The following is a 19,833-nucleotide window of genomic DNA, read 5'->3' as shown; positions in this document are numbered from 1 at the left end:
GTTAAAAGCTAAGCTCCGATGGTCACTGCAAATCCGGCCTTCTCAAATTGCTGTTTGATTTCAGATGATGCCTCCCGCTTCAGTGAGGGCTGATTGCCGAATGGGTTTTCCATCTGAAAACGTGCGTATTTGGCTTTAGCCGTATTGTGAAACGGCAGCAGGTCAACAGAGGCTGGTGGTTGCTGCAGGCTTTGCAAAAAAGCGATGCTTGCTTCGATATTCTCCGGTGTGGTACTAACTCCCGGAATGATGGGTATGCGGATGCTAAATGACTTTTTGAGAGCAGCCAATTGTTGAATATTCTCTAAAACTGATTGATTGGAAACGCCTGTGTATTTCTGATGTCTTTGGTCATCCATCAGTTTTAGGTCAATGAGGAAAAGATCGGTCGCTTTGGCTACTTTCTGAATCATCTTCCAGCTTGAAAATAAGCTTGTGTCTAGGGCGGTGTGCATGCCGTGGCTTTGGCATAGCCGAAGCATTTTATTCAGAAACGGGCCTTGAAGTAAGGGTTCGCCGCCTGAGAAGGTTACGCCGCCACCGGATTCCTCCATAAAGATCTGCTCCTTTTGAAGTTCTGCCAGTAATTGATTCGGACTTACGGTATAACCAACCTGCTCGTTTTCGGTAAATTGATGTCCATTTAGATGAACGGTTCTTGGAGCGTAGACCGGTTTGGGGGCAATGCTTTCGGGGTTGTGGCACCACTGACAGTTCAGCGGACAACCTTTTAAAAATACGGTGGTTCGTATGCCGGGGCCGTCATGCACCGCGAAACGTTTAATATCGAATATAATCCCATCCATGGGAGATGCTTTTTAGTGAAGTTTGAAAAACAGGATAAGGGGTGGTTTTCCGACTGCGCTATGGCAGGCGCAAAATCAATTGATCCAGCATTCGTAAAGTCCTTTGCCGAACTGATGGTAGAGGTTGGAGAAATGTTTGATTTTGAACTTCATCGGTGTCGAAATTTAAACAACAGATGCAAATTAGCTTTTTTTGTGAATGTAAAGAAACTATTAAGTCTATCCGATGTTATTTAGAACAGTTTTAAATAAAACAAATAAAAAGATATTTTTGTCCTAAATGGTGTTGTTCCCAGGGAACGCTAATTAGAAGAGGAGAGAAATTATGAAGAATTTATTTTGCCCCATATCGGATGAACGAATCAATGAGCAGGTGCCACGAGTTACGGCTTTATTGGTGATTCTGACTGTCATTGTTTCATTTGCATTGCAGACGGCCGTGTTGATGGCTTTTGTTGCTGCTGACTTTTTTATTCGTGCGTTTACCAAGATGAAATTTAGCCCATTGAGTTGCATGGCCTATTGGATTACCCAGTTGCTAAAGCTGCCAGCCAAGGCGATTGATAAAGCGCCAAAGATTTTTGCAGCACGCATGGGCTTTGCCATGTCGCTGGTATTTGCCGTGTTATTTGCCTTTCAGCTCACGACTGCAGCTTCCAGCGTTGCCGGTGTTTTGGTCTTTTTTGCAGCTCTTGAATTTGCCGTAGGCTTTTGTGCCGGCTGTACCATTTATACTTATCTGGTATTGCCATTTTATAAGAATTAGTTTTCAACACCAACAAAGAATAGTTTTTTCTCGAAAGAACCGGCTTCAGGCCGGTTTTTTTATGCCCCTTGGTCCGCGGATAAACGGATGATGACGGGTAATGCTACTTTTCTTCACATGCATGTTGGTTCGCAGGAAGTGGTAGATATGTAATGATTGATTGATTGAGGGGTTATGTTTCCGTTCTGGAGGGTAGGTGTTCTTTCGGCGCTGATTTAGGGGAATGAAAAAAGCGCCTCCGTGGTTTAATCCGGAGACGCTTGATTTATTAGTCGTTTACTTGGTTGACTGTTTATTACAACTCCTTAATGCGGATGTTTTTGAATTTCAGATCTGAACCATGACCCAGGAAGCAGATACGGCCGGTATGGCGTTTCAATCCGGGGTGATTTTTCTGGTCAGCTGTTCCGTTTTTCGAAGCTTCTTTGATGTTTCCTTCCAGAATGACTTCGCCGTTCAGCGTAATTTTAATGTCATCTCCGTTAACAATCACTTCCTGGTAGTTCCATTCACCAACAGGTTTCAGGAATCCACGTTTGGCGGCAATTGTGCCGTAAACCGAACCATGGTATTGGTAAGGTTTCAGGTTGGCGTAAATGGGAGCGGTATTGTCCAGAATTTGCAATTCTTTACCCACATAAGCCACATCGCCTTCCAGCGGAGCATGAATGCCAAGTCCGTTGTTTGCACCCGGTGTCAATTGAAATTCAAAGCGGAAAATGAAGTTCGAATAGTCTTTGGCGGTGTACAGGTTGCCATGACCTCCTTCGGCCGGACGAACGACCAGCAGGCCATCTTCAGCCCGGTAGTCTGTTTTATTTCCAACCCACTTATCCAGGTCTTTGCCGTTGAAAAGTGATACAAAGCCTTCAGCTTTTTCAGCTTCCGTTAGGCCTGGAGTTTCGGCATTCAGCTCACGAACATAAACGTTACGGAACGTCAGGTCGTTGCCATGGGCCTGCAGTTCGATAGGACCTTCGCTGAAAATTGGAAGGCTGCGATCCCAATAGTTTTCCATGGTTACATTGTCTACTACCAGAACACCGTTCAGGTAAACGGTTACTTTTTCGCCTACCATTTTAATGCGGAAAGTGTTCCAGTCACCAACGGGGTTGTCAGCCACCACCAATGGGGTGCTTCGGTGTTTGCTGTTGTTGTAAAGTCCGCCTGAACCCACTTGGGCGCCCACTTTAACCAGCGACGTATCCCAGATTTGAACTTGTGGCGTACCACGCAGGTAAATGCCGGAGTCTCCTTCTTTGGTGATTCTCCAGTCAACAATCATTTCAAAATCGCCGTAGTTTTTAACCGTGCACAGGTTGTCGCCTTTGCCATCAAAAACAATCATGTTGTCTTTTACCGACCAGTTTTCGTGCATGCGAGTGTTGGCTTTCACTTGCGCTGCAGCCAGTTCTTTTTCCGACATTTTAGCTCTGGCAATTGGGTTTTTCACCAGCCCTTGCCATCCGCTCAGATCTTTGCCGTTGAAAAGAGAAACATAACCTGTTTCTTGTGGCATCTTGTCCAAATACTCCTGAATGTCAATTTTGAAGTACTGGCTGTCGGCGCCTGAAATTTTAGCTTTGACCTTGGTGAGTGTTTCACGGACAAACGTTCCGCTTAATCCGTTTTGTTCGCCAGGTGTTGGCAGCGCAATTTTCATGGCTGCACTGGCGGCAGTGCCACTCAGGGCGGTGTCATCCAGGTAGTTGGCAACAAAAGTTAGTGCAAGGAATGTTTTTACGTTTCCGGCTGCGCGAATGACTTGTTGTTTTTCGGCGTTCGTGGTGCATTGAACCATCACTTTATCGAGCCACAATAATTTTTGATCGGCTGGAATATTGGCTTGGCGCGTTAGTTTCAGGAAAGCAGCAAGTGCTTCTTGTTTGAAGGCCGCTTTTGAATTGTCGCTGAAAACATTGAAAAGTGCTGGCAGGGCTGAAGCATCAGACCAGTTGGTGAGTGCTGTAAAAGCCGCTTTTTGCTCGTTTGCATTTCCGTCGTTTAACAACGATGTAACACTTTTCAGTGCGTTTTGATCATTCAGGAAAGGCAATACGGGAACCAGTTTCTCCGTCTGCTTGCCTGATTTCATTGCATCGAGGGTTAATGTTGCAGAAGGAGCATCTGTTGAATTGTATAGGGCGATCAGGGCTTGCTGAACGGCTTTAATTCCATCGGTTGATGATGTTTGTTGCAGCAGGTTTAACAGGCTGCTTGTATTTTCGGCTTGGGCCACCCGCGCCAATGCTTGGTAAGCCGCTTGGCTAACCGCACTGTTTGAGCTTTTGCAAAGCGCTTCAACCTGATTGAAATAGCTGTGGGCACGACGGGCTGCCAGCACTTCGATCAGGATGACTTTCGCATCGGCACTTTGCTCATCTAGTTGGACGGCCAGTTGGTCGCAATTGTCTACAGAAGTTGCAACAAGCAGTGCTTCCTTGATGGCCGCGAACTCTGCTTTATCGGTGGCTTGCTTCAGCTGGCTGAGTAAAGCAGGGATGGCTTTTGCTTGTTGGTTGATGGCCAAGGCCAAGACTGCCTCTTCGCGAACCGCCTGGTTGGCTGAGGCCAGTGAAGGCAAAATTACCTGGTTGAGCACGCCGGCTTCGGGGCGGTGTGCCAGGAAGTAAAGCAGCTCTGTTTGTTGCTCAGACGACTGCTTAGGGAACAAGTCAACCCACTGGTTAACTTCTGCTTCCGTTATTCTTTGCTGAGCAAAAGTCAATACAGCCATGCGATAGGCTTTGTCATCATTCTTAAACTCTTTAGCCAACAGTTTAAAGGCTTTTTCTCCTTGATTGGCGCGCAGTGTTTTTAAGGCAGTCGAGCGGAAATGCAGCTGATCCTGCGCACTGAATTTTTTGAGCGCTGTTGCTGCCAGTTTGTTACTTAGCTTGGTGTGCCCGTTTAGCCGAAGCTTACAGGCATATTCCAGGTAAGAAAGCATGGTTTCGGCTTCATCTGCGGCAAACGATACTTTTTTGGCTGCTGCACTGAACGTTTTAGCTGAAGCTTCGCCACCAATGCGCGCCAAAGCGGCATATGTTTGTTTAAGCGGCTCGTCGCTTGCTGATTCGGCAAGGCTGATCAAAAATGACTCAGCTGGTTGGTAGTTTAATACACCCAGTGCTTTGATGAACTCAACTTGCTGTTCGCCGCTTTTTGTTTTTGCTGCATTGAGAATAAGGGCAGCAGCCTCGTCAGTGCCAATGCTGGTCAGTGTAGCAATGGCTGGTGAAACCAATGTTTCATTATCCAGGTATTTCCCCAGCGCACTTACCGTTTCTGCTTGTCCGCAGTAGGCCAGCTGGCGCATGAAAAAGGCTTTTACTTCGCTGTCGTTTGCTTCTTCAAGAGCATTGATCAGATTCTGCTCAATCAATTTGCTGTCTGCTGAGCCCGCTTTTACCGGACATTTGGCTAGGCTGGTGATGGCATAGCGCGCTTGTGTGTCATCGCCGGTTCCGGGAGGAATAATCATATCGCAGAAGCTGGCAATCCCTTCCGAGTTCAGGTCGATAATTTGCTGAGTTAACTTTGTTGTTTCTTTGGCGTTTTCGGCGGGAAAACGAGCCAGGATATCGGCTACCTTGGTTTCCAGCGTGCGCCTGTCCTGCGCAAAAGCAGGAATAAGCAGCAAGCTTATCAGTAAGGTTGTAAGTATATTTTTTAAGTGATTCATTCCGTTTTAAATTTTCGTTTAAAAACTAAGTTGCTTTTCTATGTTAGTTGACTTTACGGTGATGTTGTTTGTTGTCCGTTCTCAAATCTGCCATTCACCGCGCATGGGTTGGTTGATCAGTCGGTTGGCCTCATCATCGTTGATGAAAACCTGGTTCACCGGATCAAACTCCAGGGTTCTTCCTAAGCGAAGGGCAATCACACCCATATTGACAATGGTTGCTGAGCGGTGTCCGTTTTCTTCGTTTAGTGCGAATTTTTCACGGGTGCGTACCGATTCGCTGAAGGTGGTGATTTGAGGTTCCGGATCTGGCATCCTGTCAATCAGTTCTTTCAGATTAGGAATATCGGATTTGAATCCGTTGAAGATTTTTCCGTTTGGACCTTCGATGTAAGCGGCATTTTTGTCTTTGTTTTCGCCATCCAGAATAATCTGGCAGCCATCATCGTAAGTGTAAGTAATTTTCCTCCAGGTACCAATGGCGTCATCGTGTTGTTGCGGAGCGTCCACTTCAACTTTTACCGGGCTGGTGTTGTCTTTACCCAGGAAGTACTGAACCGGGTCGATGTAATGCTGTCCCATGTCGCCTAAGCCACCGCCATCATAATCCCAGTATCCACGGAATGTTTGGTGCACCCGGTGTGCATTGTACGGTTTTTCAGGTGCAGGTCCTAACCACATATCGTAATCCAGTGCTTCAGGAACAGCTTGTGGCGCCAGATTAGGTTTACCTACCCAGTAGAATTTCCAGTTGAAGCCGGTCACTCCGCTGATGGTAACTTTCAATGGCCAGCCCAAAACACCGCTTTCTACGGCTTTTTTAATCGGTTTTACTGGCGTTCCCAATCCGTAAAAATTGTCTTTGAAACGGAACCAGGTATTTAAACGGAACATTTTTCCAGTGGCGTTGATGGCTTCCACCACGCGTTTACCTTCACCAATGGTGCGGGTCATTGGTTTCTCACACCAAACATCTTTGCCGGCTTGTGCGGCCATAACCGACATAATTCCATGCCAGTGTGGAGGTGTGGCAATGTGTACAATATCAATATCAGGTCGTTGAAGTACTTCGCGGAAATCATGGTATCCCTGTACTTCAGGCTTGACCATGTTCAAGACATCTTTGAGGTGATTTTTGTCGACATCGCAAACGGCCAACAGGCGGGTGCCTTCATAGTTGATGTGGCCTCTTCCCATTCCGCCGACACCAATAATGGCTTTGGTGAGTTGATCACTGGGTGCCAGGAAGCCTGGTCCGCCCATAACGTGCCTTGGGATAATTGTTACTCCCGCTGCTGCAATCAGCGACTTTTTTAGGAAATCGCGGCGGTTGTTCATTTTGTTGTTCATTGTATTTATGGATTTAGTTCTGATTTTATTGAATTGTTTAGACAAAGAAAGAGTCGTCGGTATAATAGCAGGGGTAACAAACGGGGTAACGCCCGATAAAAAAAGGGAAGCAGGCGTTTTTTATTTTTAAGTTCGAGCTTTTGGGAAGGACATGAAGCGTGATGTCGGTCTTGTTTTTTCGTTTAGAACAAGCCGGTTCTTATTGAAAAAACCACCAGTTGGCCTATCGGTTTGCTCGGCTCCGGAAGAAGCGAAGGCACTTCGTTGATGCTACTATTTTTCAGCGGTGAGCCCTTTGAAATTGACCGGGTAGTTTTCCTGATACATTTCCTGATATACTTTGATAAAATGATCATAAACCGAATGGGCCAGACTGAGTTTTCCCTGGTTGGTTAGCAGTTGCAGCTTTTTACGTAAGGCCGGCTCGTTGAGGGGATCATTCAGGCTGATCACCTCGGCCAGTGCAAGCAGGGAGGAGGTTTCTTGTTTCTCATCGAGTGATTCGAATAAGCCGAGCCCCATTTCAATGATCCGGTCACTCATTTTACTGATGTAGGGATCTAGCCAGGATTCTGACATGTCGGGTAACAGTGTTCCGCGGCTCAAGATGTTTAGCAACTCCGGAAGTGTTTCTAGCGCATCCTGATCTGTTGCATGTTGCTCGATCGTGCTTAGCTTGCCGAGTACATCACTGTATTCGGAATAGCAGGTGTCACCCAGTTCAATTTGCCAGAGCCGATCTTTAAATACCAGGTTAATACCGGGGCAGGAAGCCAGCGCTGCTTTCAGGTTTTGAATGTTTGTTCCGCGGGTGTTTTTGGCTTTCTGCGTGCTCATACCGGGCCATAATATTCCGGAAAGCTCGCTGGTGGATATTCCGCGGTATCCGTTTGCGCTATTCAGAAAAACTAACACAAACAGTTGTTTAATCTTAGGTGAAAACTTCTGACTTACATCCACCCCTTCCGGGTTGATGACTTTTAATCCGCCCAAACAATATATTTGTTCGTGGTTAAGCGCGGGCTCTTTGGTTTTTTCTTCTTTTTTAAGTTTCGTGGGAGTTTGCCTGGGCTTTCTTTTGCTGACAAAAAAGTAGGCCGCAATCAACATGGATAGCGGGATCAGCACCCAGAGCCAAATGCCTGCTTTTTGCTGATCCTGGTTATGCGATAGTTGGTATTGTAATCGAATTTCATCTTCATTGAGTTCACGGCTCCAGATTTTGATCTCGTCCATGTAGCCGACAAAGAACTCTTCCCACAAATTGCTGCCAATGAGTAGTGTATAGTCCGATTCGGTATAGGGCGTAAGCAGATCTACCTGTTCGGTGAGCTCTCCATTGAGGTAAAAACGAATCTGGTTTTCATAGGCCGAGTGTACCACCGAGATAAAAGTCCATTCGTTTGTAGGCACTTCCGACGAAGTGGAAATATAGTCCTTAATTCCTTGCATGGTGTAGGTTAGCTGCCCGTTGTGAAGCTTTAGCACAAAATCGCGGCCTTTACCCAAGATGCTGTTGTTGGTATTCAGTTGTGTGGGTTTAATCCAAGCTGTTATGCTGAAGTTGGGGTGCAGGCTTTCCTTGCTTTGAATGCCGGCATCGAGGTAGGCCCTGCCCGGAAACCAGGCACAGTTGCCACGTTGCCCATCAGCGATGAATTCGACTTCATTGTTGATGATTTCTTTTTCGTTTTCTCGCAATAAGTTGAGCGGTTTTTTGTTGAATACAAAGTGATCAGTCAGCTCAAAGTCGGGGCTTAGGTTAACAGCCTTAAATTCTTTCAAGTAGCCTCTGTTGGCTGGCGAATCGTAAATAATATCGGGTGAGAACCGATAGCCTGCTTTGTAAGGGATAAATGGTTCGAGGTGGGCAGGCGTTAGCGGGAAGCAGAAGTACCCATTGCTTTGGCGGTTGGGATAGGCCTTCCACGAAACCTTTTCCAGTAGCTTGCCATTGGATGAAATTACTCCCGTAAACTGTCCGGTAGCATTCAGCGATTGAACCCACTGAGCAGAGGCCTCAAGATTGGAATAGTCCGGAAGAATAAAGTTGGGGAGTTTGCCACATTGGCTCCAAAGCGCGATGAGCCGATCCATTTTGTTTTCAGCTGCTCCGGGCCTTACCAGCAGCAGCTCGTTGTTACTGAACAAGGAATGGCTGAACAAGCTGTCGTTAACTTGCTGATCGAGGCTAAGCTGGTCCAGTAAGCGGGTTTCTATCAGTACCAGTTGCTTGTTGGTTTCGTAGGATGGTTCTTCTTCAAGGCGGGTAACTACCGGAATTAACTCCTGGCGCTTGGTTAAGGCCTCAATTTTTGACTGGCGTTCCGGGTTGGTCAGATCTTCGGCATAGAAAGCAAAAGGAATGTTTGCTTTGCTAAGACTATTCACTTCCGAATCGCTTAATTCATTGAGTTGAATCAGCAAGTGAGCCTTTAGCCGAATGGCTGTACGCGTACTATCGGGCATTTGCTTATACCACACCGAACTGGCCTGCGTAAAGCTACTTATCAGGCATAGCAGGATAGCAAAGATTAGATCGTATTTTCGAAATTTAGGTGTCAAGAAAATATTCAATTGGTATTCCTACAAATCTATAAAAAGCTGCTTGATGTTTTCCCGTATGTGTCAAATTTAATTGATCAAAAATGGGTAAAACCGCTGCGGAATGCAAAAAACCAAGGCAAGTCCGGACTCAACCAGAGCGGAATGCAAAAAACCAGAGCGGAACGCGATTTAACCTGGTCGGATGGCATTCCGCTGCGGTTTTTTACAATATTTCGTGGAATGATGCTGTGTTGCTGCGGTTGTGAGGCATTCCGCCTTGGTTACGTCCTGTTTAGCCGCGGTTTACTGCATGCCACGCCAGCTTTGGCAGGTCTGAAAACAGTAAGTTCCCGTTTCTTCTAGTTATTAGCCAATGTTCCAGCGGTTTTCTCCACTTCCCGGAAGACGCGAATCAGGTTCTCACCCCATATCTTTTTGATGTCTCGTTCAGAATAACCACGTTTCAGCAATTCGTAGGTTATGTTTGGAAACTGGCTGACATCGGCACAGTCGGCCAGGCCACCACCTCCATCAAAGTCGCTGCCGATACCGACATAATCTACGCCTACCAAATTCACCACGTGGTCGATGTGGTCAACCAGATCACTAACGGTAGGCAGTTTCTTGGGATAATTTTTTTTCATGTCGTCCCACTTCTGGTTGAAAGCCTCCTTTTGCTGTTCGTTCATCGCATGGAATTCGGTACGATAGACATGCATCAATTGGTTTTGAATGGCATAGCGTTGAGTGGTGGTGTCGGGTTCTTTGATGTAGTCGTCGAGCAGGCAGATTTGAATGACGCCACCTTGCTCGGCCAATTTTTTGATCATTTCATCGCTCATGTTGCGGTCGTGCTTGCAAATGGCACGCACACTGCTGTGCGAAGCGATTACCGGAGCCTGGCTCATGTTCATCACATCAAAAAAAGAATCATCCGATAGATGAGAAACATCGACCATCATGCCCAGTCGGTTCATTTCATGAATAACCATGCGCCCAAAGTCGCTAACGCCGTGGTGTTCGGGTTCTGCTGCATCGCTCGAGGAATCGCAGATGTCGTTGTGAAACGAATGGCAAAGCGTGGTGTAGCGTACGCCACGAGTGTAAAATTCCTGCACCCGGTTGAGGTCTTTACCCAAGGGAAAGCCATTTTCCATTCCGATGTAGATGGCGCGTTTTCCTGTCTGGGCAATTCGTTCGGCATGGTCTGCCGTGAGGGCTAGCATGGCTAAGTCGGCATGCTTGATGGTCGCCGCTTGAATCGAGTCGAGCATTTGTTTGGCCAGTTGATAGGTTTGCCGGTAATTTTCAGCGGTACGTGGTTGCTGTCCGGTAAACACCGCAAAGAATAGGGCATCCAGTCCGCCTGCTTTCATGCGGGGAAGATCTACCAGACTCTCCGTCCTTTCGTGTTGCTCACCCAGCTTGAAGCCCGGCTTTAGCATTTCCATGGGCGTGTCGCAATGCGTGTCGATGGTTAGGGCACGCTTGTGAATGCGCAGGGCCTTTTTCCACAGTCGCTGGTCTTTTTCTTCTGCCTTTCCCATCAGAGCAAGCAAACTGAAAAGGGCTAGTACGATTAAGTGTTTCATTGGTGTGCAGTTGTTTTTAGCTCATCATACCATCCGGATGTTGCAGCCAGTTATCTTTTCGTTCAAACTTTACCGGGTTACCCGTAATTTCGATGGCGAATGCGTTCAGGTCTTGTCCGGAGAAATTGCCGGAGGTCATAATCAGCAGGTTTTGATGCTCCCAGGTTTTTGCCCGCAATTGCTGAAACAAGGCTTCCGGATCGGTAAACACCTGCAAGCCTTCGGAAGCAAAAGCCTCGGCTACTTCTTCTTCTGTAATGGGGCTAAGTCGTTTGTGTTCAATGGTTCTTGGGTTGAAAAAAACGTAAGCTTCATCGGCTTCGTCCATGCAACCCTGGTATTGGAGCAGGAATTCTTTTTTGAGCGAGCTGTAGGTGTGTAGCTCCATGACGGCAACCAGTTTTCGGTTGCGGAACTGTTTCTTTACGGCTGCCGTGGTGGCTTTTAACTTGGAGGGCGAATGGGCAAAGTCGTAAAAGACAGTGCAGTCGTTCGTTTCGGCAAGCGTTTCGAGTCGGCGTGCAGCTCCTTTAAACGAGGTCATGGCACGGTAAAATTGCTCATCAGTCAGGCCCAGTTGATCGCAAATATGTTTAGCCCCCGTTATGTTTTGCAGGTTATGGTCGCCAAACACCTGCAAGCGGATGCGGCGATCTCCGTAATTCAGGTAGGTAACGCCATCCTCTACGGTTGACTCATGTTCGCGGTAGGCAATGGTGGATACATCCTGCCGGGCTTGCTTGGCAATGTGTTGTAGTTTTTCGTCTCCTTCAAAATAAATGAGCGAGCCGTTTTGTTCTACCTGCCTGGCGAAAATGCGGAACTGATCCACATAATTGTCAAAAGTTGGAAACACGTTGATGTGATCCCAGGCAATGCCGCTCAACAGGGCAATGTGTGGATGATACAAATGAAACTTGGGTCGCCGGTCGATGGGGGACGACAGGTATTCGTCGCCTTCAAATACCGCTATTTTCGTGTTTTCTTTTAGCGAAACCATCGTTTCAAAGCCATCGAGCTTGGCACCAACCATGTAGTCGAAATCGATCTGGTTACTTTTCAGCACATGCATAACCATGGAGGTAATGCTTGTTTTTCCGTGCGAACCGCCAATCACCACACGGGTTTTATCTTTGGTTTGCTCGTACAGGTACTCGGGGTACGAATAGATTTTTAGTCCAAGTTCCTGCGCTCTTTTCAGCTCCGGATTATCGGGGTGGGCGTGCATGCCCAGAATAATGGCATCAATTTGATGGGTGATCAGCTCGGATTGCCAGCCTTGTTGCTGAGGAAGCAAACCGTAATTGTTGAGCCGGCTGCGCGATGGTTCAAAAATCTCGTCATCGCTTCCGGTAATTTGGTATCCTTTTTTGTGAAGGGCAATGGCCAGGTTGTGCATGGCGCTTCCGCCAATGGCTATAAAGTGGATGTGCATGAAGTCTGTGTTAAGCATTGAGCGTTAAAAATAGCGAAAGTAGTTCAAGTATTCCTTTTCAGAAAAGAAAATCTTGTCATTTCCGGGTTCGGCCGATTTCGTGTATTTTTGAATTTCTGAAAAAAGAAAGATGCAAGTGAATAGGAAAGAGCGACTGAAACGAATTTTTGGAAAGCGATGGCTAGCCCTGTGGCTGGCGGTGCTTACTTTTTTACTGACCGAGTTGCTGGCTGCTTTTCCGACTGGAACCGAGGCTGTTTATGCACGCGGCATTTATCCGCACATCGCTACGTTCTTGTCGGCTTTTAGTTGCTGGTTTCATTTTTCGTTGGATGACTTATTGTATGTCGCCCTGATTTTGCTTGGGGGCGTTAGCTTGCTCGCCCTAATCTTTCGACGTATAAATTGGCGTGGTTTTGTCCGCTTTTGGCTGAACACATTGGCGCTTTTTTATGTGTTGTTTTATTGGCTCTGGGGTTTCAACTATTACCGACTCGACTTGAATGAGCGCTTGCAGATAGCCGAGAGTGTGGCCGACACGGACGTTTTTGTTGCTGTTTGGGAGGATTTGATTAGCCAAACCAATAAGTCCTATCTGTTGGTTGATTCAGTAGACTTTGATTGGGTTGATGAACGGGTTGAGGCATCGTACGAGCAACTGGCCCCGTTTCTGGAAATCAACTATGCGGCGGGCATGCGACGTGCCAAAGCCATTACCTTCAGCGGCTTTTTTGCCAAAGCGGGCATCTCGGGTTATTATGGCCCGTTTTTCAACGAAGTGCAGCTTAACAGGCATTTGCTGCCGGTGGAGTATCCCCTGGTGTTGGCTCATGAGAAAGCACATCAGCTGGGAATAACAAGCGAAGCGGAGGCTAACTTTTATGCCTGGATGGTCTGTTCCCAAAGTTCGGACCAGCTGTTGCAGTACAGTGCCAACCTGTATTTGCTGCGTTACTTTATATACGAAGGCTACCAGTTGGAAGCTTATGCCGAGTTGGTGAAACAGATTGAGGAGCCGGTGAAGGCCGACTTTCGGCGTATTCGGGAGCACTGGCTGAGTTTGCGTAATGTGACGATTGACCAATACGCTTCGAAAGTGAATGATGCCTACCTGAAAACCAATAAAGTAGAAAAAGGCATTGAGGATTATACCGGTGTTGTGAAGTTCGTCATGGACTTTTCAGTCGATTCGCTTGCAACCCAACGGGTGAACCAGTTGTTAAAACCGTAAAAAGGATGAAAGAAATGAATAAATTAATACCTCTACATGCCGGCCATTTTTCGTGCGATGGCGGTGCTCTTTTTAGTGTGATTCCGAAACCTTTGTGGTCGCGGGTTTATCCGGCTGATGAAAATAATGTAACCCGGCTGACCATGCGCTGTTTGTTGGTGAAGCAAGGCGATCGGAACATTTTAATAGAAGCTGGCGTAGGCAATCATTATCCGGAGAAAGTAAAACAAAACAACGGGCATGAGCAAACCGATGTGCTGCCCCAATCGCTTCAGGAACATGGTTTTTCGGTGGAAGATATCACCGATGTTGTATTTACCCATCTGCATTGGGATCACTGCAATGGTGCCGTATTGGAGGAGAATGGTCATTTGAAATTGTTGTTTCCGAATGCCACGCACTGGTGTAGTCAGCGGCAGTGGGAGCATGTGCCCGAGGCCAGTGTCCGGGAGCAGGCCGCTTTTTATCCGGAGATTTTGAATTTCCTGAAAACCGAAGGGAACCTGCAGTTGGTGGAGCAGGAAGGGGAGCTTTTCCCCGGATTCGGCGTGCGGTTTTTCGATGGGCATACGCCGGGACAAATGATTCCTTTTATTGAGTCGGATGGCAAAACGTATGTGTATATGTCCGATTTTATTCCTACAAAAGCGCATATTCCTCTTGTGTGGCTGGCTTCGTACGATTTGTACCCGGTTACGGCGATGGAGGAAAAAGCGTCTTTTTTGAAAGAGGTTGCAGACAACGATTACATTCTGTTTTTTGAGCATGACTTTTATACCGAGTGTGCTACGGTGGAGTGGACTTCTAAAGGGCCGAAGCTGAAAGAGACATTTTCATTTTAGCTTTGTTCCTTTGCTTGCGATCGTTGATGAGGAAGTAGTATTGGGTTGATAGTGTGAGTGTAATGTGGGATGATGTTTGTGTTTTGAGGAGGTCCTTAGTTGATGTAATTCCGAAGCGTAGGTTTTTTTATTAATTTTGGAGCCTTAAATCCAATCAAAAAAAGTGGAATACAAGACCAAAAAGGGTGTGCGCTGGCGCATCGCTTTAGCGTTTATGAATTTTATGCTGTTTCATGTCTGAACCGATCAACTACATAAAAGCGAAGACTTTTGTGCTCGATAAAATCGACTGGTTTTATCCGCTGTTTCGTCCTATCCTGGACTTGCAGACCTTTCGTTATCTGGCGGTGGGAGGGGCAAATACCTTGTTGGATATTTTTCTGTATTTTATTTCATACAACTTTATTATCGACAAACAGATCGTCCATTTGTCGTCGCAGGTAGCAATCAGTCCGCACATTGCGGCTTTTATCATCGCTTTCTTAATTACTTTTCCTTTGGGGTTTATGTTGATGCGCGGTCTGGTCTTTCCGGATTCAATCATTCGTGGGCGGATTCAGCTTGTCCGGTATTTTTCGGTGGCTATGCTCAATATTATTCTCAACTATGTATTGCTGAGGCTTCTGGTTGAGCAGTTTCATTTCTTTCCCACGGTTTCAAAGATTATAACAACAGGAATCGTCATTATTGTGAGTTATCTGCTGCAACGGTTTTTTACGTTTAAGTCATAGAATAGCGGAACTTATGAGGCGATGGATTTTTCTCATTCCAACTCAAACTTGCCAATTCTAGGTTTTCAGCTAGGCGTCCAGCTTAATTCCAGGTTGTTTCAGAGGACAACTTTTGCTTTGAAGCTTTTTATTTTCTCAAATACCCATTCTCTTGAAACCACGCTAATGCCTCTTTGATCGCTTCTTCTATAGGGGTTTGCGGTAGTTGCAATTCGCTGACGGCTTTTGCCGGCGAATAATAATTGTTGGCCTGAAGTAATTTGGCGTTGATGCTGTTGAGTTTGGCTGGCTTGCCACTCAACTTTTCATACTGCGTTCCGGCTTGCCCGGCAAGGGTTAGCAAGGGTTTGGGGACTTTAACCAGCTGTTTGGGCCAACCACACAATGCTTGCATTTTACCAAAAAATTCCTGATAGTTTAGGTTTTTGTTGGCCAGCAGATAGCATTGGCCGTTCCTGCCTTTTTCAATTGCGCTGACAATTCCGTTAGCCACATCTTCAACATGAATAAAATTCTTACCTCCCGGAGGGACAGGCATCAGCTTTGTTCCGTACGCCATCAAGAGCATTTGACCCGAGCTTGGCTTGGCATCGTACTTTCCCAGCATAAAGGTGGGGTTAACGACCGTTACCGGGAAGTGGTGTTTTTGATGAAAGGCGAGGGCCAGTTGTTGAGCTTCAAACTTGCTGCGCATGTAGCCCGACTGGTATTGCAAGCTGGTGAATGGTGTTGTTTCATCTCCCGGGGTATTCTTGGTGCCCGGGCCAAACGCGTTGGCTGATCCAACCAAAATAAAACGTTCCACGCCGGCTTTTTGGCTCTCTTCCAGCATCAGCCGAACGCCGTCTACATTTGTTACTTTGTAGTGTTCGTAGGCCGATGGCCATTGCGAGGTGTTGGCTGCCACATGAACCACAATTTTGCAGCCGGTAAGTGCTTTTCGCAAAAGGTCAGCATCCATGAAATTCCCTTTAACGAACGCTGGATTTGCGCCTTCCAACGAGAGGAGATTGCTGTTTTCGCGAACCAAGGCTTTGACTTCGTAGTTAGCTTGCAGCAGTTTTCTGGTCAGGTTGCTTCCAAGTAGGCTGTTTGCTCCTGTTAGTAGTACTTGCATTGTTTTGGGTTTTCCGGTTTTCGCGTTTGAAGATTTGGGTGCCGACAAAGATTCTGAAATTCTCCGAAACTGCACGGATAAAGAAGGCATTGAGCCGGTTCATGAAGCCCGGAATAATGACTGATTTGCCGCGCAGCATTTTTTTTAGGGCAATTTGCGCAATCTCTTCGGGAGTCATGATGGAAAGTTTGACGTAGAAACTCTGCGCGTCAATACGTTCGCGGACATCCGAGTTGGTCATAATGGGGCCGGGATTCAGCACGCTTACCTGAATATTCGTGTCTTGCAATTCGGCTTCCAATCCACGGGTGAAATGATGGATGAACGCCTTAGTGGCCGGGTAGATTGTTTTATACGGAACCGGAGAAAAAGCCGCCAGGCTGGCAACATTCAGAAGATAGGCTTTACGGTATTTTTTGAGCTCAGGCAGCAGCAGTCGGGTCAACATGGTCATTGCCCGAATGTTGAGCTGAATCATGTTGTCGAGATATGCTGTTGTGGAGTCGGTAAAATGCTGGGTGCCTCCAATTCCCGCATTGTTGACAAGGACGTTGACCGAAAAATTGTCGGTTACCCATTGGGCGAACTCTATAACCGATTGAAGATTGGTTAAGTCTGTTTCTTTGCAGAAGGCTTTTATTTTATAGTCATGCTCTAGCTTTTTACACAATGATTTTAGGTTCTCATTCGGAAGTGAAACCAGAATGAGGTTCATGCCTCGTTGAGCGCATTCCTGGGCAAATGCTTTTCCTAGTCCTGTGCTTGATCCTGTAATTAAGGCATATAGCGGGGTTTGGTCTTTCATGGTCTTTTTTTATCGTTTTTGAATGTTAGCTGGACATTCGTTACCGTCTAAATTCATTTTCTGTTGCTCATCTGAAGGGTAGCAAATATCAGGCAAAAAGAATGGAAAGGCAGGGGCAGACTCGTTTTTAGATGCTAATTGGTTGAATGAAACACCAGTTGCTCTGCTGTTAATTATTTTTATTAGTCCTGCTTCGTAGTCATTTCTTTGAGTCAGCGATTCCACATTGTGGACAATGCTACACGTTTTAAACGTTAAAGGTACTGGAATTGGTGGGAATCTCATTGTTTAAAAGAAAAAGCATTTATAGTTGTATGCTTGAGGATGGATGAAGCCTTTTTATTTGTTTTCTCCTTCAAAACATTTGTGTGTTGCGAAAGCTCAGATCCATTATTTTTATTGGTTTCGTAGTCACGAACTTGATATTTTGCTATTGTTTTTCAAAAGTGGAATTATTTATATCCATTAAAAATAAGACGTGTTTTCGAGGTGTCTGGCTAGCTGTATATCTAAAATGCTGAAAATCAAAATCTGATATTTGTTAGTTAAAGGTTAAAAACTTGTGAATTTTTGAGCACTCCTTATGTAAAAAGACTAATTTTGCAGCCTGATTTTCTTAACAGTTACATTATGGCAGAAAAATATATTAAACTATTTAATGAGTTTCCTCCTGTCAGTACAGAGGCTTGGAAAGAAAAAGTGGTAGCCGATTTAAAAGGTGCCGACTTTGACCGCAAGCTGGTTTGGAGGACTAATGAAGGTTTTTCCGTTCAGCCTTACTATCGGCAGGAAGACCTTGAAAAACTAGGATATCTGGATGCACTTCCGGGTGAGTTTCCTTATGTACGAGGTACGAAAACGAACAACAACGATTGGTATGTTCGTCAGAATATCATCGTAAAAGATTTGGAAGAGTCCAACAAAAAAGCACTTGACGTTTTGATGAAAGGTGTCACTTCGTTGGGCTTTGTTTTTGAAGACTGTGCCGAATTGACGGTAGCCGATCTTGGTGTTTTGTTGAAAGACATCTGTCTGGAGTCGGTAGAAGTGAATTTTGTTTGTCAATGCCCGGTTTGCCGGATCGCCGAATTGTTTGCTGAGTATGTGCAGGCAGGTAAATGGGATTCTAAAAACGTAGAAGCTTCCGTGTCTTACGATCCTTTTGGCAACTACCTGCTTTACGGTCGGTTTAAAAAAGGCGTTGATCATGCGATGACGCAAGCGCAAAATCTGATTGCCAAAACAGCCGAATTGCCCAACTACCGGGTATTGGCAGTTAATGGTAAGAACTATGGAAATGCCGGAGCTTCTGTTGTACAGGAGTTAGCATTATCTTTGGCTCAAGGTGCTGAGTATCTTTCAAGCTTAAGCGAGGCTGGTGTTGCAGTTGAAGAGGTTGCAAAAAACATCAAATTCAATTTGAGCGTTAGTGCCAATTACTTCATGGAAATTGCAAAGCTTCGTGCTGGTCGCCTGTTGTGGGCTCAAATTGTAAAAGCTTACGAACCCAAGTGTGAGTGCGGTTGTAAAATGAAAGTTCATGCTGAAACAGGAAGCTGGAACAAAACATTCTACGATCCTTATGTGAATATGCTGCGTACCCAAACCGAAGCCATGAGTGCAGCGTTGGGTGGAGCTGATTCCATCACCGTACTTCCTTTTAACGCGATCTACGAAGATTCAACGACATTCTCTGACCGTATTTCCCGCAATCAACAATTGCTGTTGAAAGAAGAATCTCACTTCGACAAGATTGTAGATGCTGGTGCTGGTTCATATTATATTGAAGAGCTAACTGCTTCTATCGCTGATGAAGCTTGGAAGTTGTTCCTCGAAGTTCAGGATAACGGTGGTTTCCTGGCTGCAGCAAAAGCTGGTTTCACTCAAACGAAAGTGAAAGAAATGGCTGCCAAGCGCGATTTAAACGTGGCTACCCGCCGAGAAAATCTGTTAGGCGTGAATCAATTCCCGAACTTTACTGAGCGTTTAGAAAAAGCAGAATTGGTTGAGGATGCTTTGCTTCCGACTGATTTGACGGCTCACGATGCTGAGATTGAAACCATCAAGCCTTATCGCGGAGCACAAGCTTTTGAAGCCGTCCGTGTAGCTACTGATAAATATTCTGTAAGCAACAAACGCCCATTGGTTTTCATGCTTACTGTGGGTAACCTTAATTTCCGCAAAGCACGGGCTCAGTTTGCTTGTAACTTCTTTGCTGTTGCCGGTTATGAAGTGAAAGACAACAACGGTTTTGCTACGGTTGAAGAAGGTGTTGCTGCTGCAAAAGAAGCGGACGCTGATATCGTGGTGATTTGTAGCTCTGATGATGAATATGCTGAAATGGCTCCTGCTGCTTTCGATGCCATCAAAGGTGAAGCAATCTTTGTTGTTGCCGGCGCTCCGACATGCGCTGATGAGTTAAAATCCAAAGGCATTGAGAACTTCATTCATGTGAAAAGCAATTTGCTGGAAGAATTGAAGGCGTATCAAAGCAAGTTAGGTATTAATTAGACTAATAGATATTCTGATATTCGGATTTTCAGACAGAAGACCATGCATAATTATCTCGAATTAAAAATTTGGCAGGAAGCCAGGAAACTGGTTAAAGAAGTCTATTCTCTAACTGCAAAATTTCCAAAGGAAGAGATGTATGGACTCACATCACAGATTAGAAGAGCTGCTGTCTCAATTCCTTCAAATATTGCAGAAGGAACAGGCAGAAATGGCGATAAGGATTTTCAACGTTTTCTTGAATATGCTATTGGCTCTTTATTTGAGTTGGAAACTCAGATTATCCTTGCGAATGATTTGAACTTTATTATTTCTGAAGATTACGAAAAAGTTTATCAAGATATTAAATCGTTAATCCGAATAATTGTCAAGTTTAAAAGTATTCTGAAAGTCTGAATATCAAGAAATCTGACAG

At 45.7% G+C, this 19,833-nt stretch carries 15 protein-coding genes; 7 read left to right on the top strand and 8 right to left on the bottom strand.

Going from position 1 to position 19,833, the window contains the following annotated elements:
• Positions 1-8: 8 nt before the first annotated feature.
• On the bottom strand, positions 9-806 hold the full coding sequence (locus ACUNWA_RS06100) for a glycyl-radical enzyme activating protein (RefSeq protein WP_445591004.1): 798 nt from the start codon (positions 804-806) through the stop codon (positions 9-11).
• Between the two features lie 325 nt (positions 807-1,131).
• Between ACUNWA_RS06100 and ACUNWA_RS06095 the strand changes: the two genes are divergently transcribed.
• The gene (locus tag ACUNWA_RS06095) at positions 1,132-1,572 is read left to right on the top strand and encodes a DUF4395 domain-containing protein (RefSeq protein ID WP_445591003.1); all 441 of its coding nucleotides are present in this window, start codon (positions 1,132-1,134) and stop codon (positions 1,570-1,572) included.
• A 295-nt stretch (positions 1,573-1,867) separates the two neighbouring features.
• Here ACUNWA_RS06095 and ACUNWA_RS06090 read toward each other — a convergent pair whose 3' ends face one another.
• The 3 genes from ACUNWA_RS06090 to ACUNWA_RS06080 form a co-directional block, all read right to left on the bottom strand.
• Positions 1,868-5,257: a family 16 glycoside hydrolase gene (locus tag ACUNWA_RS06090; protein ID WP_445591002.1), complete on the bottom strand. Its 3,390-nt coding sequence runs from the start codon at positions 5,255-5,257 to the stop codon at positions 1,868-1,870.
• An 81-nt stretch (positions 5,258-5,338) separates the two neighbouring features.
• A complete protein-coding gene (locus ACUNWA_RS06085) occupies positions 5,339-6,607 on the bottom strand; it encodes a Gfo/Idh/MocA family oxidoreductase (RefSeq protein ID WP_445591001.1) in 1,269 nt (422 codons plus the stop codon).
• A 273-nt stretch (positions 6,608-6,880) separates the two neighbouring features.
• The gene (locus ACUNWA_RS06080) at positions 6,881-9,172 is read right to left on the bottom strand and encodes a LamG-like jellyroll fold domain-containing protein (protein ID WP_445591000.1); all 2,292 of its coding nucleotides are present in this window, start codon (positions 9,170-9,172) and stop codon (positions 6,881-6,883) included.
• Positions 9,173-9,316: 144 nt separating this feature from the next.
• Between ACUNWA_RS06080 and ACUNWA_RS06075 the strand changes: the two genes are divergently transcribed.
• The gene (locus ACUNWA_RS06075) at positions 9,317-9,517 is read left to right on the top strand and encodes a hypothetical protein (protein WP_445590999.1); all 201 of its coding nucleotides are present in this window, start codon (positions 9,317-9,319) and stop codon (positions 9,515-9,517) included.
• Here ACUNWA_RS06075 and ACUNWA_RS06070 read toward each other — a convergent pair.
• Together ACUNWA_RS06070 and ACUNWA_RS06065 are read right to left on the bottom strand one after the other, a co-directional pair.
• Complete coding sequence (locus tag ACUNWA_RS06070) at positions 9,514-10,746, bottom strand: dipeptidase (RefSeq protein ID WP_445590998.1); 1,233 nt, start codon at positions 10,744-10,746, stop codon at positions 9,514-9,516. The two genes, ACUNWA_RS06075 and ACUNWA_RS06070, sit on opposite strands and share 4 nt — an antisense overlap.
• A 16-nt stretch (positions 10,747-10,762) precedes the next feature.
• Entirely contained in the window at positions 10,763-12,181 is a 1,419-nt protein-coding gene (locus ACUNWA_RS06065) for a UDP-N-acetylmuramate--L-alanine ligase (RefSeq protein WP_445590997.1), read from the bottom strand.
• Positions 12,182-12,311: 130 nt separating this feature from the next.
• On the opposite strand from ACUNWA_RS06065, the gene ACUNWA_RS06060 reads away from it, so the two are divergent.
• From ACUNWA_RS06060 to ACUNWA_RS06050, 3 genes are all read left to right on the top strand, one after another.
• Positions 12,312-13,412, top strand: coding sequence for a DUF3810 domain-containing protein (locus ACUNWA_RS06060; protein ID WP_445590996.1), 1,101 nt, complete (start codon positions 12,312-12,314; stop codon positions 13,410-13,412).
• Between the two features lie 14 nt (positions 13,413-13,426).
• On the top strand, positions 13,427-14,254 hold the full coding sequence (locus tag ACUNWA_RS06055) for an MBL fold metallo-hydrolase (RefSeq protein WP_445590995.1): 828 nt from the start codon (positions 13,427-13,429) through the stop codon (positions 14,252-14,254).
• 233 nt (positions 14,255-14,487) lie between these two features.
• Complete coding sequence (locus ACUNWA_RS06050; RefSeq protein ID WP_445590994.1) at positions 14,488-14,985, top strand: GtrA family protein; 498 nt, start codon at positions 14,488-14,490, stop codon at positions 14,983-14,985.
• Positions 14,986-15,112: 127 nt separating this feature from the next.
• Here the strand turns inward: ACUNWA_RS06050 and ACUNWA_RS06045 are convergent, their stop codons facing one another.
• Both ACUNWA_RS06045 and ACUNWA_RS06040 read right to left on the bottom strand, forming a co-directional pair.
• Positions 15,113-16,102: an NAD-dependent epimerase/dehydratase family protein gene (locus tag ACUNWA_RS06045; protein WP_445590993.1), complete on the bottom strand. Its 990-nt coding sequence runs from the start codon at positions 16,100-16,102 to the stop codon at positions 15,113-15,115.
• Positions 16,032-16,907: an SDR family NAD(P)-dependent oxidoreductase gene (locus ACUNWA_RS06040; protein WP_445590992.1), complete on the bottom strand. Its 876-nt coding sequence runs from the start codon at positions 16,905-16,907 to the stop codon at positions 16,032-16,034. The genes ACUNWA_RS06045 and ACUNWA_RS06040 overlap by 71 nt, the downstream gene beginning before the upstream one ends.
• Before the next feature lie 630 nt (positions 16,908-17,537).
• Here ACUNWA_RS06040 and mutA point away from each other — a divergent pair.
• The gene (gene mutA, locus ACUNWA_RS06035) at positions 17,538-19,418 is read left to right on the top strand and encodes a methylmalonyl-CoA mutase small subunit (protein WP_445590991.1); all 1,881 of its coding nucleotides are present in this window, start codon (positions 17,538-17,540) and stop codon (positions 19,416-19,418) included.
• Positions 19,419-19,460: 42 nt separating this feature from the next.
• Complete coding sequence (locus ACUNWA_RS06030; protein WP_445590990.1) at positions 19,461-19,814, top strand: four helix bundle protein; 354 nt, start codon at positions 19,461-19,463, stop codon at positions 19,812-19,814.
• Positions 19,815-19,833: the final 19 nt, after the last annotated feature.

Source organism: Sunxiuqinia sp. sy24, assembly GCF_052677165.1.
This window is presented reverse-complemented; position numbering and strand designations above follow the sequence as displayed.